Origin of the sequence: Sphingomonas palmae (assembly GCF_900109565.1) — a bacterium.
GTDB lineage: Bacteria > Pseudomonadota > Alphaproteobacteria > Sphingomonadales > Sphingomonadaceae > Sphingomonas > Sphingomonas palmae.
Genome location: NZ_FNZZ01000002.1, coordinates 473,380 through 486,741, shown reverse-complemented (window position 1 = coordinate 486,741; position 13,362 = coordinate 473,380). Strand labels below are relative to the sequence as shown.

The 13,362-nt window shown below is 65.9% G+C and carries 11 protein-coding genes and 1 tRNA gene; 3 read left to right on the top strand and 9 right to left on the bottom strand.

The window, feature by feature from the left end; genetic code table 11:
• Positions 1 to 32: 32 nt before the first annotated feature.
• The 5 genes from BMW51_RS06820 to BMW51_RS06800 form a co-directional block, all read right to left on the bottom strand.
• A complete protein-coding gene (locus tag BMW51_RS06820) occupies positions 33 to 1,040 on the bottom strand; it encodes an endonuclease/exonuclease/phosphatase family protein (RefSeq protein ID WP_245708313.1) in 1,008 nt (335 codons plus the stop codon).
• 128 nt (positions 1,041 to 1,168) lie between these two features.
• Positions 1,169 to 1,795, bottom strand: coding sequence for a bifunctional nicotinamidase/pyrazinamidase (gene pncA, locus BMW51_RS06815; RefSeq protein ID WP_093004696.1), 627 nt, complete (start codon positions 1,793 to 1,795; stop codon positions 1,169 to 1,171).
• Positions 1,792 to 2,772 carry an aldo/keto reductase gene (locus BMW51_RS06810; RefSeq protein ID WP_093004694.1) on the bottom strand — a complete coding sequence of 327 codons (981 nt, stop codon included), beginning with the start codon at positions 2,770 to 2,772 and terminating at the stop codon, positions 1,792 to 1,794. Before BMW51_RS06810 ends, pncA begins: the two co-directional genes overlap by 4 nt.
• A 23-nt stretch (positions 2,773 to 2,795) precedes the next feature.
• Positions 2,796 to 4,586, bottom strand: a complete 1,791-nt coding sequence (locus BMW51_RS06805; protein ID WP_093004691.1) for a thiamine pyrophosphate-requiring protein — start codon at positions 4,584 to 4,586, stop codon at positions 2,796 to 2,798.
• Between the two features lie 149 nt (positions 4,587 to 4,735).
• Entirely contained in the window at positions 4,736 to 7,009 is a 2,274-nt protein-coding gene (locus tag BMW51_RS06800) for a beta-glucosidase family protein (RefSeq protein ID WP_425440974.1), read from the bottom strand.
• Positions 7,010 to 7,203: 194 nt separating this feature from the next.
• On the opposite strand from BMW51_RS06800, the gene BMW51_RS06795 reads away from it, so the two are divergent.
• The gene (locus BMW51_RS06795; RefSeq protein ID WP_245708312.1) at positions 7,204 to 8,604 is read left to right on the top strand and encodes a L,D-transpeptidase family protein; all 1,401 of its coding nucleotides are present in this window, start codon (positions 7,204 to 7,206) and stop codon (positions 8,602 to 8,604) included.
• A gap of 57 nt (positions 8,605 to 8,661) precedes the next feature.
• Here the strand turns inward: BMW51_RS06795 and BMW51_RS16060 are convergent, their stop codons facing one another.
• Entirely contained in the window at positions 8,662 to 8,832 is a 171-nt protein-coding gene (locus BMW51_RS16060) for a hypothetical protein (protein ID WP_177171564.1), read from the bottom strand.
• Positions 8,833 to 8,941: 109 nt separating this feature from the next.
• On the opposite strand from BMW51_RS16060, the gene BMW51_RS06790 reads away from it, so the two are divergent.
• A tRNA-Val gene (locus BMW51_RS06790) sits at positions 8,942 to 9,017 on the top strand.
• Between the two features lie 409 nt (positions 9,018 to 9,426).
• Here BMW51_RS06790 and BMW51_RS06785 read toward each other — a convergent pair.
• Both BMW51_RS06785 and BMW51_RS06780 read right to left on the bottom strand, forming a co-directional pair.
• Entirely contained in the window at positions 9,427 to 10,542 is a 1,116-nt protein-coding gene (locus BMW51_RS06785; RefSeq protein ID WP_093004683.1) for a Gfo/Idh/MocA family protein, read from the bottom strand.
• A 366-nt stretch (positions 10,543 to 10,908) separates the two neighbouring features.
• Positions 10,909 to 11,682 carry an SDR family oxidoreductase gene (locus BMW51_RS06780; RefSeq protein ID WP_093005129.1) on the bottom strand — a complete coding sequence of 258 codons (774 nt, stop codon included), beginning with the start codon at positions 11,680 to 11,682 and terminating at the stop codon, positions 10,909 to 10,911.
• 104 nt (positions 11,683 to 11,786) lie between these two features.
• Between BMW51_RS06780 and BMW51_RS06775 the strand changes: the two genes are divergently transcribed.
• A complete protein-coding gene (locus BMW51_RS06775; protein WP_093005127.1) occupies positions 11,787 to 12,224 on the top strand; it encodes a winged helix-turn-helix transcriptional regulator in 438 nt (145 codons plus the stop codon).
• A 114-nt stretch (positions 12,225 to 12,338) separates the two neighbouring features.
• Here BMW51_RS06775 and BMW51_RS06770 read toward each other — a convergent pair whose 3' ends face one another.
• Positions 12,339 to 13,361 carry an NADP-dependent oxidoreductase gene (locus BMW51_RS06770; protein ID WP_093004680.1) on the bottom strand — a complete coding sequence of 341 codons (1,023 nt, stop codon included), beginning with the start codon at positions 13,359 to 13,361 and terminating at the stop codon, positions 12,339 to 12,341.
• Position 13,362 lies beyond the last annotated feature (1 nt).

Genomic DNA, 13,362 nt, shown 5'->3' with positions numbered 1-13,362 from the left:
CCGCGCCGCGCCGCCCGCGCAATCAGGTGCGGTCATCGGACGGCGCCCCAGTCCAGCCGATAGGTAACGCGAAAGCCGTCGTGATCGGACAGGTGCGGCGAGCCTTCGGCACCGTCAAACATCGCCTCGACCCGAGTTGGCGTGATCCTGACCGCGCCGCCGCTGGCGAAGAGTTGCAGGTCTTCGGTGTCCATCCACGGCTCGTCGCCGTCCCACGACACGCGCACGTCGCATCCGTTGCGCGCGACGACGCAGTAGCGCTGCACCAGCGTCAGTTGCCCAAGGGCCGCGTCGAAGCGGGCCAGCCGCCCCGCGTCACCGCGCATGTTGAAGTCGCCGCCGAGGATCACCGGTCCTGCGGGCGCAACCGAACCGATGAAAGCCGCCACGTCGCCCACTTGCATCGCGTGCGCGGCGGCGCTGCGCTCTGCCGGCACGCGCGCGGCCGAGCGGGAGTTCAGGTGCGCGTTGAAGATCTCGACCGGCTCGGGCACGCCGGGCACGCGGATGCGGACGTGCTGCACGCCCTTGTTGCTCAAACAGTCGAGCCCGGCGCAGTGTCGACTGCCGAACGGTTCCGATCTTGCCGCGACAATCGGATAGCGGCTCAGCACCGCCAGCCCCGATCCGACCAGATGCACGCCGACCTCGCCCTTCTTCCACCGGAACGGACCCGGCATCCGCGTTTTGGACCGCAGCCGTCGCCGCTGCGTGCGCGACGGACCCCAAGCGCGGTAGCGATAGCCTCCGGCATCGATCGCGCGCACCGCGGCGGGACTGAACATCTCCTGCACCAGCACCACGTCGGGCGCCTGTCCCCGCGCGTTCAGCGCGGCAAGCGTCGCGCCGATCTGCTGCAACTGCGCCTGACGGCCCTTCCGCGCAGGCCAGCCGAGCCCCTCGATGTTGAAGGTCAGCACGTCGATCGTTGCACTACCGGCATCGCGCGCAATTGCGGCGTTGGCAGGCTTGGTTCGTTCCGTGTCCAGCCGCATCGGTGGCAGGCGCGTGCAGCCACCGAGCAGGAGCAGGGCGAACATGGAGGTGGCGAAAGCTCGGGGTCGAAGCAGGAGCGGAGCGGACGTGCAGGTCATTCGATCGATCATGGACCCGCGCGACTAGCCGCTCGCATGCCGGCCAAACAACCAGTGCGGCTGCGAAAGCAGCATCAGAGCGTGTCGCTTACCCCCGCCGCGGCAAAGCGTGCTTCCGCCGCGTCGACGCTGGTTCCGTGCGCCAGCGGCATCGCGATCGCGCGGGTGAATTCGCGCAGCACCACTGCCTCGAACCCCTCCGCCCGCGCGTCGAGCGCGGACCAGGCGACGCAGAAATCATAAGCCAGCCCGACGAAGACGCAGCGGGTCACCCCGCGGTCGCGCAGTGCGCCGGCAAGCCCGGTGCGGGTCGCGTGATCGTTGTCGAAGAAGGCGGAATAGCTGTCGACCGCCGGGTTGCTGCCCTTGCGCACGATCAGGTCGGCACGCGCCGCCGCGGGCAGGATGGCGGGGTGGAACTCGGCGCCGGGCGTGTTCTGGATACAATGGTCCGGCCACAAGACCTGCTCGCCGTACGACATCGCGATTACGTCGAAGGGCTGCGCGCCGGGATGACTGCTCGCGAACGATAAATGGCCCGCCGGGTGCCAGTCCTGCGTCACGACGACGTGCGCGAACCGCTCGGCCAACGCGGCGATCGGCGCCATCACCGCGTCGCCGTCCGCCACCGCCAGCCGCCCGCCCGGGCAGAAGTCGACCTGCGGATCGACGATGATGAGCGCGTCGTTGGCCGCGATCACTTGAAGCCGACCACCGCGTGCGGCACGTACGGCGTTTCCAGCCGGGCGATCTCGCCCTCGGTCAGCCCCAGTTCCAACGCGGCGATCGCGTCGTCGAGATGTGCGGCCTTCGACGCGCCGACGATCGGGGCGGACACCTCGGGCTTGGCGAGCACCCAGGCGAGCGCGACCTGCGCGCGCGGCACGCCGCGCTCGGCGGCGATCTTCGCGACTTCCTCCACCACGCGCCGGTCGGCGTCGGCGGTGTGCGCGTAGAGCGTCTTGCCGAACTCGTCGGTCTGCGACCGCTCGGTCGTCTCGTCCCAGTCGCGCGTCAGCCGTCCGCGCGCCAGCGGGCTCCACGGGATCACGCCGATGCCCTCCGCCTCGCACAAGGGCAGCATCTCGCGCTCCTCCTCGCGGTAGAGCAGGTTGAGGTAGTTCTGCATCGTCGAAAAGCGCGTCCAGCCGTTCGCTTCCGCCACGTGCAGCATCGTCGCAAACTGCCACGCGTACATCGACGACGCGCCGATGTAGCGCGCCTTGCCCGCCTTCACGACATCGTGCAGCGCCTCCAGCGTTTCCTCGATTCCGACGTCATAATCGAAGCGGTGGATCTGGTAGAGGTCGACATAGTCGGTGCCGAGCCGCGACAAGCTCGCGTCAATCTCGGTCATGATCGCCTTGCGACTGAGGCCCGCGCCGTTCGGACCCGGCCGCATCCGCCCGTGGACCTTGGTCGCGATCACCACCTCCTCGCGCCGCGTGAACTCCTTTAGCGCGCGCCCGACGATCTCTTCCGAAGTGCCGTCCGAATAAACGTTGGCGGTGTCGAAGAAGTTGATTCCCGCCTCGACCGCGCGGCTCAGGATCGGACGGCTCGCTTCTTCGTCCAGCGTCCAAGCATGATTGCCGCGATCCGAGACACCGAAGGTCATGCAGCCGAGGCAAAGCCGCGACACGTCGAGGCCGGTGGTGCCGAGCTTGGTATATTCCATGATTCTTCTCGCTTGGTGAAAGTTCAGAGCCGCTCGCGCACGCCGCCGATGATCTGGCGCGCGGTTTCCATGACGACGCTGGCGCCGCCGCGATCTCCGCCCGCGAGCGAGGACAGGAAGCCCTTCGCCTGCTCCAATGTGACGTGCGGGGGCAGGGGCGCCACGTCGGGGTCGGTCTTGACCTCGAGCACCACCGGGCGATCGGCGGCGAGGGCGCGGTCCCACGCGTCGCCCAATTGCGCGGGATCGTCGACGTAGATGCCCGTCAGCCCCAGCAGCTCGGCGAAGCGTGCGTAGGGTACGTTGGGCAGCGATTGCGACGCGTCGAAGCGTGGGTTGCCCTCGTTGATCCGCTGTTCCCAGGTAACCTCGTTCAGATCCTCGTTGTTGAACACGCACACGACCAGCCGCGGGTCGGCCCAGCGCTGCCAGTATTTCTGGATCGTGATCAGCTCGGCCATGTTGTTCATCTGCATCGCGCCGTCGCCGACCAGCGCCACGACCGGACGGGCGGAATGCGCGAACTTCGCCGCGATCGCGTAGGGCACCGCCGCCCCCATCGAGGCGAGCCCGCCCGACAGCGACCCGCGTTGCCCACGCTTCACCTGCCAGTCGCGCGCGTACCAATTGCAGCACGAGCCCGAGTCCGAGGTCACGATCGCGTCGTCGGGCAGCCGCGGCGACATCTCACAGACGACGCGCTGCGGGTTGACCGGCTTGGCATCCGCCAGCGCGCGGCCTTTCAGCGTCTCGCGCCATTTCTCGATGTTCGACACGATGCCGTGCTGCCAATCGCGATCGCTCTTGTGCTCGACCAGCGGCAGGAGCGCGCGTAGCGTCTCCGCGGCGTCGCCGTGCAGGTTGACGTCGACGGGATAGCGCAGCCCCAGCATCTCGGGCGCGAGATCGATCTGCACCGCGCGCGCCTTGCCGTCGGCGGGCAGGAACTCGGCCCAGGGAAAGCCGGTGCCGATCATCAGCAGCGTGTCGCATCCCTGGATCATGTCGGACGACGGCTGCGTACCGAGCAGGCCGATCGCGCCGGTGACGAAGCGCAGATCGTCGGGCAGCACGTCCTTGCCGAGCAGCGCCTTGGCGACACCGGCACCGAGTTTCTCGGCCATATGCTCGACCTCGGACGCGGCACCGCGCGCACCCGCGCCGATCAGGATCGCGACTTTTTTGCCTTCGTTGAGGATCGCCGCGGCGCGGGCGAGGTCGGCGTCGTGTGGCACGACGCGCGGGGCCGAGTAGCCGGGGCCGGAGCGGGTGAAGCCGTGCGCCTGTTTCGGCTCCTCGTACGGCATGTCCTGCACGTCCTTGGGCAGGATCACTACGCCGACGCCGCGATTGGCGGTGGCGACGCGGATCGCGCGATCGGTGACGTGGCGGACCTGCGCGGGCGCGCCGACCTCCTGCACGTAGTCCGCCACGTCGGCGAACATGCGATCGAGGTTCAGTTCCTGCTGATAGCTGGCACCACGCACCGTCACCTCGGCCTGCCCGGCGATCGCGAGCACGGGGACGTGGTCGCTCTTCGCGTCGTACAGCCCCGTGATCAGGTGCGTCGCGCCCGGCCCGCCGGTCGACAGGCACACGCCCATCTCGCCGGTGAACTTCGCGTGCGCCGCGGCCATGAACGCCGCCATCTCCTCGTGGCGGACCTGGACGAACTCGACCGCGTCGGGGCTGCCCTCGTCGCGCTGGAGCGCGCCGAGCACGCCGTTGATGCCGTCGCCCGAGTAGCCGTAGATGCGCTTGACGCCCCACGCCTTGAGCCGTTCGACGAAGAAGTCGCTGGTCTGCCGCGCCATTGCCGTTGGTCCGATGCACTGTTGAGCAGCCCCAACGTGCGGCAGGCGGACTGGTTCGCTCGCGCGCGTGATCGACGGACGATCGGACCGATGCCAGCACCGGCTCGTCCTGGGTGAGGCGGGCGGCACGTACGCCGCCCGCCGTCACGTCACGGCTTCATCGTCGCGGCATCGAGCGACGCGCTCGACACCATCGTCCGGTCGCTCGCGTCGCGCGCCAGCGCGACGCGGTAGGTACCCGCACGCACGCGCCAGCCCGGCAGCTTGGTGTCGTAGTCGGCGATGATGCGCGGCTCCGCGGTCAGCGTCACGCGACGCGTCTCGCCGGGTTTCAGCATTACGCGGGTGAAGCCCGCCAAGCGCATCGGCTGGTTCGCAGCCTCGCGCGCCACATACATCTGCGGCACGTCCGCGCCCGCGGTGCGGCCGGTGTTGACCACGTCGAACGTGATCGACAGCCGCTTGCCGCCGCTCACCACCGGATTGCGATACGCGAAGTTGGTGTAGCTCAGCCCGTGGCCGAACGCGAACATGGGCTTCATGCCCTTCTTCTCGTACCAGCGGTAACCGACGTCCGACCCTTCGACGTAGTCGATCGGGAAGCTCGGCAGCACGGCGTTGCTGGCGGTGCCCGGATCGGCCGCGGCCTGCGCCTCGATCGAGGTCAGCCGGTCGAGCCCGACCGGGGCGGCGCGGGGCGGCTGCGCAGCGGAAGCCGGGAAGGTGATCGGCAACCGGCCGGATGGATTGACGCGGCCGGTCAGCACGTTCGCGATCGCCTCGCCGCCGCGCTGCCCGGGGTACCACGCCTGAACGACCGCGGGCACCTGATCGAGCCACGGCATCAGCACCGGGCCACCCGTCTCCATCACCGCCACCGTTTTGGGCTGCACCGCGGCAACGCGCGCGATCAGCGCGTCCTGGTTGTCGGGCAGGCGCAGGTCGGCGACGTCCTGCGCCTCCGTCGTCCACTGCGTCGCGAAGAAGATCGCCATGTCGGCGTTCTTCGCCGCTTCCAGCGTCGCGTTCAGGTTGCGCCCGTCGACGTAGCTGATCTGCGCGCCGGGCAGTGCCTTGCGCAGCGCGAGCAACGGCGAGGAGGCATGATAGGTGATGCGCGCGAACGACGACGCGCCGCCGCTCGACAGCGGGATCTCGATCGGCGCGCCGCCGACCGAGCGGACCTGGCTCGACCCGCCGCCCGACAGGACGCCGACATCGGCCGACCCGCCGATCAGCACGATCCGCTTGGCGGTGCGCGCCACCGGCAGCAGGTTGCCGTCATTCTTGAGCAGCACGATACCGGCTTCCGCCGCGCGCTGCGCCACTTCGGCGTGCTGCGCGTAGGGCGGGGTCTGCGCGGTCGAGGGCACCGGCGTGTCATAGGCACCGGTCGCGATCAGCCCGGTCAGGTAACGAACCACCATGTCGTCCAGCCGCTGCATCGGCACCTGACCCGCCTCGACCGCCTGCTTCAAGGCAGGCCCGAAGAAGATCGCCTTGTCGAGTTCCTGCCCCGATTGCTGGTCGAGCCCCGCGTTCGCCGCCTTGACGGTCGAGTGCACCGCGCCCCAGTCGCTCATCACCCACCCCGGATAGCCCCAGTCGCGCTTCAGCACGCGGTTGAGCAGGAAGTCGTTCTCGCACGCCCAGTCGCCGTTGACCTTGTTGTAGGCGCACATGACCGAGCCGGGATGGCCGCGCTCGATCGCGAGTTCGAACGCCAGCAGGTCGCTTTCGCGCAGCGCCTGCTCGCCGATCCGCGCGTCGGCAACGGTGCGGCCGGTTTCCTGCGAATTGAGCGCGAAATGCTTGATCGTCGACACGATCCGGTTCGACTGCACGCCGTTGATGTGCGCGCCCGCCAGCTCGCCCGCCAGCAGCGGATCCTCGCCGAGATATTCGAAATTTCGCCCGTTCCACGGATCGCGCGTCAAATTGACGCCGCCTGCCAGCAGCACGTTGAACCGCTTCGATCGCGCCTCGCTGCCGATCATCGCGCCGCCCGCGCGCGCAATCTCGGGATCGAAGCTCGACGCGGTGGCGAGCCCGGACGGGAGGGCGGTCGCGACGTCGCCCTTGCGCTGCTCGACCTGGTTGGCGACGCCCAGCGACGCATCGCTCTCGCGCACCAGCGGCACGCCCAGGCGCGGGATGCCGTCGGTGTGGCCCGCCGACGGGATCAGCTCGTTGATGGTCTTGCCCGCTGCCATCGGCGGGAACAGGCTGTGGACCAGCGCGATCTTCTCGTCGAGCGTCATGCGCGCGACGACGCCCTGCGCGCGGGTGCGCGCGGCCGCGGCGTCCACGCGCGGCGCGGTCGTGCCGGCACGCGTTCGCGCCTGCTGCGCGGTTGCCGCGCCCGCGCCGGCGAGTGCCAGCAATGATGCGCCGATCAGCGCCGCGTGCCTGTTCATCCTCATGCCCCTTTTCACGTCGCGCCCTTGATGCGCCAATGGTGCCGCTCACACCATAATCGTCGCCCGCGCTCAAGCGGTTGTCGGTCGTACATATCGCCGCTCGTAGAAGGGCGCGGGAGCGGACCGGGCGCGCGTGCGTTCTGGTTGCGAAACAAAGGGAGTGTCGCGTGCGAACATCATGGGGAACAATATCGGCCGTGGCACTGCTGCTGGCAGGGTGCAGCGTATCGGTCGCGCCCGACAATCAGGCGAGCGCCGCGAACGCGAGTGAGCCCGCCGGACCGGCGCAGTGGAGCGACACCACGCGCGCGCAGCTGCGGCAGGCGATCGATGGTCGCGCCGCGCACGGTCTCGACCAGATGAGCTTCGCCAGCGACGCGACCGATCCGGCGGGGCTGACCAAGCAGGCACTCGCCTACGCGAGCGCACTGGCGCGCGGTGCGACCGACCCGACCAAGCTGTACGACGTCTACACGGTGCCGCGCCCGAACCCCGACCTACAGGCCGGCTTGGCCAATGCGCTAAGCAAGGGCGACGTGAAGGGCTGGCTCGCCAGCCTCGCGCCCGCCGACGACAATTACCAGCGGTTGTCCAAGGCGTATCTGGCATTCCGCAAGCAGCCGAGCGCGCCGGCGACGAACATTCCGGCGAACGGCGACGCGATCAAGCCCGGCGCGACCGACCCGCGCGTGCCCGTGATCGCGCGGCAGCTCGTCATCCTCGACTATCTCGATCCCAAGGCGGCGCAGGGGCAGCAGTATACGCCCGCGATGGTGCAGGCGGTGCGCGGCATGCAGGCCGATTACGGCATGAAGCCCGACGGCGTGATCGGGCAGGAGGCACTGGCAATCCTGAACATGTCCGACGCCGACCGCGCGCGCGCGGTCGCGATCGCGATGGAGCGGCTGCGCTGGCTGGAACGCACGCCGCCCGCGACCCGGATCGACGTCAACGTGGCGGCGGCGCGGCTGACCTACTGGCGCGACGGCAAGATCGCCGACAGCCGCAAGGTCGTGGTCGGCGAACCCGACCGCGAAACGCCGCAGCTCGGATCGCCGATCTACCGCCTGGTCGCGAACCCCACCTGGACGATTCCGCGCTCGATCGAGGACGAGACGGCGGCGAAGGGTGCGGCCTATCTCAAGGCCAACAATATCTCGCGCAAGGACGGCTGGCTGGTGCAGGCACCGGGGCCGAAGAACTCGCTCGGCCTCGTCAAGTTCGACATGCTCAACGATCACGCGATCTACCTGCACGACACGCCCGCGAAGCAGCTGTTCCAGATGACGCAGCGCCAGCGCAGCCACGGCTGTGTCCGCGTCGACGACGCGCTGGGCTTCGCCGAGATGCTCGCGCGCGATGAGGGCGTGACCGACGAGTGGCACCAGGCGCGCGGCACCGGCAAGGAGACGTTCGTCAAGCTGCCGAAGCAGATCCCGGTCAGGATGCTCTACCAGACCGTGCTGTTTGACGACTCAGGCGAGCCAATCGTGCGCAACGACCCCTACGGCTGGGACGACCGCGTCGGCGAGGCGCTGGGGTTCAAGGCGGGCAAGGCGCTGCGCGTCGAAACGCACGCGAGCGACGAGGGACCCTGATCCGAGGGTCTGACCCAAGGACCCGACCGGGCGCGCTTGCGCCCGATCAGGCGATCCTCAGAGCAATGAAGACTTGCGCGGGATCGTTTCTTCGTTCGGCTGCCCCTTGTCGAGCGTGTCGCTCGGGCGTCTCGCATCGCCGTCGCGCTGGTGCTCGGTCGACAGGTTGGGACGTTCGGTCTCGGTCGTCGGCTTGATGGCTTCGGCGTCCTTGGCGTCTTCGTTCATGGCGTCGCTCCTGCTGGATGAACTGAACGGTTCGCGCACGAAGCGCGTTCCGGCTCTTGCGAACCCCGCCGCCCCGGCCTAGACGCATCGCCCACGTCGCCGATGCGACGGGCGCTTAGCTCAGCTGGTAGAGCGGCTCGTTTACACCGAGTAGGTCGGCGGTTCGAACCCGTCAGCGCCCACCACCGAAAAGCTAGCTATAGCAAGGGTGTAGGGGCCTTTGTCTTGGTCGGCGTTGATATCGTGCGCAGGCTGGTGGCCAGCAAATGGTCAGCACCGCCTGCTTCGCTCCATTCGTAGTGCAGGTGGCGATGAGGCAATCGGCTCTCGGAGAGGCGATATCTTTCGTCGCTTTCGGCTGATCACCGGATCGCAGGACCTGCCGCATGGTCTGGAGCGGATCGGTTTTGGGGTGACCTAAAGTCGAGCCGCGAGCGTGAACGCTGCATGCTTGACCCCACGATGTCTGATGTTCGCGGTCCGAGCTGACATGCTAGGCTGTGCCTGCTCGAACAGTCCTCTGCCGATCATGTGGGGCCATGACGGTGTTCGGACGGCAAGATCACATCCTCGGCGAGTAGCGAGACAATCAGGCTAAGCTGATTGAGGCACGATACTGATCATCTCATCCTCGCTCGGCTCCTTGGCCGGCTTGAGCTGCAATGCTTGGCCTGGATCGATACAGCGGGATCGATGCGCCGGCTCGAGCGGCACGGTTTCACCCGTGGCGAGCGAGCGTTCGACCGCCGCCAGCACCCGCATGTCGAGCAGGCCTTCCTCGCCGTCGGCTTCCGGCTGCCGGTCGTTGATGATGCAGTCGGAGAAATACTGCGTCTCGTTGCCGAATTGCTCGACTGGGTCGAAGCTGTGCGTCTTGCTGCCGGCGGCGGTTTTCTCCGTATAGGAGATGCCGGTCTTCGGTCCGAACATGTAGCAGGGCGACGAGTGGATGCTCGCCTCTGTCCCGACGAGCTCGAAGAACTCCGATGATGCGGTAGCGTAGCTGACCGTGAACTGCGCCAGTCGCTCGTCCGGGAATTGCAGCGTGACGGCGACGGTGTCGTGGAAGTTGAAACCGCGATCGGGCGCCTTGGTCCCTACTGCATAAACCGCGATCGGCTCCTGGCCGAACAAGTTACGGACCGCGTTCAGCGGATAGGTCCCCATGTCCGGCACCGGCCCACTCCAGAAACCGTTGTGCCCGCGCGAGTTCGCTTCCGCGACATTCTGCGCGAAAACCGACGAGAAGCTGCGCAGATCCCCGAACTCACCGGCACGTGCGCGCGTCACCATCTCGACCGTGCCGGGCTCGTGATGCAGGCGATAGGCGATCATCAGCTTGGCGCCGTGCGTCTTCTGCGCCGCGATGATCTGCTCGGCCTCGGCGACGCTCGACGCCATCGGCTTTTCGAGCAGCACGTGGATGCCTGCCTCCAGCGCAGGCACGGCATATTGCATGTGGAGGAAGTTGGGCGTCGCGACATAGACCGCGTCGATCTCACCTGATGCGAGCAACGCGTCATATTCCTCGTACGACCATGACTTGATGCCATACAGGCTGGCGAGTTTGTCGGCCTTGACGGGATCGCCGGTCACCAAAGCGACGAGTTCGGAATTGTTGGTGCGGGCGATGCCAGGCATGAACGCCTGCTGAGAAATCTGCCCGCCGCCGACGACGGCGTAGCGTATCTTCTTGGTGTGATTGAACACGAGCAGTCCTTTGCCATCGAGGATTGCGCGTCCAACGATGAGGTGCAGCGATCGTTGCCTCGCTCAAGCTCGCGGCCTGAAGGTCTGCCTTCACGATGGCGAGGGGAGGCGTTCAGGTAATCGTCGATCGGCGAATAAGTGGATAAGCTATCCCTTGCGGCACAGAAGGCCGCGTTCGCGCGAGCGCCGCGGACTTCTGGCTGTCACGGGATAGTTGATGAGCCATCTCGCGCCAAGGCTGCTAGACGCTTCGTTCTGGCTGTTTCAGCTCGTGAAGAAATGGTGTAATCGCTCCGTCTTATAAGCCGATTAATCGAGTGTAAGGTCAAGCCGGGTTGCGACTAGCCGGAATCATAACAACATCGCCTAAGGTTGTCTCACCCAAGGCTCACCCACTCTTGCTAGCTGTTGGAAAATAAGTTTAGGCACTAAGCGGTTTGCGATCTTCAGAATTTTACTCTGCCCTGGTCTGATCTCATCGCGGCCCGCCTCGATGCCCCTGATCATGTGCCCCACCAATTGATGAACGGACATGCCGCTTTGATCGGGCATGTGCTGCTTGAACTCCGTCTCGAACAAGGGGGTCTCGGTCAGAGGCGGTGCTACTTCGATCACCTTGGCGGACGTATCGCGAAGCTGCTGACGTAAGCACCTTGTATAAGCGTGGATACCGGCTTTCGCGGCCGAGTAGATCGGCGATAATGTGAACGGCACGAATGCCAAGCCGGATGAGATGTTGATGATCATCGCTTCCGGTCGGGAGCGAAGATGTGGAAGGAATTGCTGCACCATCTGGATGGGCGCACTCAGATCGACATCTATCTCCTGCGTTACTTCTGTTAACGGGCGATCCTCGGCCAGCCTCAATGCGCGCATGATGCCGGCATTGTTGACCAAGGTGTCTAGAGTAGGGAAACGCGGTATCAGGGTGTCATGCAGGTTTCGGATGCAATCGGGATCCGCCGCGTCGCTTGCATAGATGTGCAGGTCGGGATGCTGGCGCTTCGCAGCCTCGAGCGCTTCTTTCCTGCGTCCAGTGACGATCACAACATTGCCGCGCGCCAACAATGCTTCTGCCAGCGCCAGACCGATCCCACTGCTCCCGCCGGTGATCAGCACCGTCCGACCTGTCAACTTCATCTTAATTTCCCACAGCATGTTTGCTGTGGGCGTCGATGCAGATTATTGTTGCGGACGGGAAGAAGGCACCTTTTCGCGCCATACTTACCGTCAGGAAACCGTCAATGACGATCAATGCCAGATTTACCAGCGATGAGATCGCAACTGCGGAAATGCTTGCGGCGTCGTCACCACCTGACGAGATCGATCCGCAGGTAGAGGCTTTGGTAATCGAGCTTATCGCCCGTGTAGCGGATAAGTGGACGATGTTGGTTATTGAGGCGCTGGCCGAGAAGGGAACGCTTCGTTTCAGCCGCTTGGCTGAAGCGGTCGGCGGCGTCAGCCAGAAGATGCTGACGCAGACCCTTCGAATCATGGAGCGGGACGGGTTGGTCCATCGAACAGTCTATCCCGTCATCCCACCTAAAGTGGAATATCAGTTGACCGAGCTTGGACAAACGCTCGGCGCCGCGTTCTGCGGCGTGTGGGTCTGGGCAGGGGAAAATTTAACGGCGATCGAGAAGGCTCGAGCAGCATTCGATCAGCAGGCGCTGGACGGGTAGAAGTGGTGGTTCAGGATCGTGGCGCCTGATTGAAAGCGGATCGCCTTCAACGTCGCCTTCGACACTAATCGACTTCACTGATATACGCTGCACGAGCTCTCGCTGCTTCCAATCTCAGGCCGGCAGTTCGATCACCAGCTTGCCGAAATTAGCTCCTTCGAACAGGCTCGCGAAAGCGGAGGGCGCTTGATCGAGCCCGTCTATGATCGTCTCGTGGGCACGAAGCTGCCCGGTGTCGAGCCACCGCTGCATCTCCTGCTCGAACTCGCCGAAGTGCTTAAGATGGTCTGCGTTCAAGAAGCCTTGAACCCTGATGCGCTTCACGATCAACGACATGAGCAGGGCATGGATGCTGCCGGATGCATCGGGAGCACCGTTGTAGCCCGAAACCAATCCACACACCGGCACGCGCGCACCGTTGTTGAGCAGCGGCCAAACGGCTTCCTGAACGATGCCTCCGACGTTTTCGAAATAGACGTCGATCCCGTCACTTGCCGCCTCGGCTAGCCGACCGGCAAGATCCGGTGCGCGATAGTCGAGGCAGGCGTCGAAACCTAAATCCTCGACCACTCGGCGGCACTTCTCGGCCCCACCAGCGATACCGACGACGCGGCATCCCAGCAGGCGGCCGATTTGCCCCGCGACCGAACCGACCGCACCCGCCGCGGCGGATACGACCAGCGTCTCATTGTAGCGGGGCTTTCCGATCGCGGTCAGCCCCCACCAGGCCGTGAAACCCGTCATGCCGAGAACGCCGAGCGCTCGTGACGGCTGCTTTATGTCACTCGGCAAACGCCGGAGGTCGGCTCCATTCGAGATCGCGAAGGTTCGCCAGCCTGCGTCAGGCGCAACCACCAGGTCGCCTTCGGCAAAGTCATCACGCCGCGATTGCACCACGCGCGCGACCGTTCCCCCGCCTGGCGGCGCGTGAAGCGCATAGGGTGGCGCATAGGAGTCGTGATGGTCGTCCATCCGCCCGCGCATATATGGGTCGAGCGAGAGATAGAGATTGCGGAGCAGGAGTTCTCCGTCATTTGGGACCGGCACAGGACCGCGTACGACACGGAAGTCCTCAGCCACGGGTGCGCCCTGCGGTCTTCTGACCAGATGCACTTGTTCATTCTGAAGTTCGGTCACA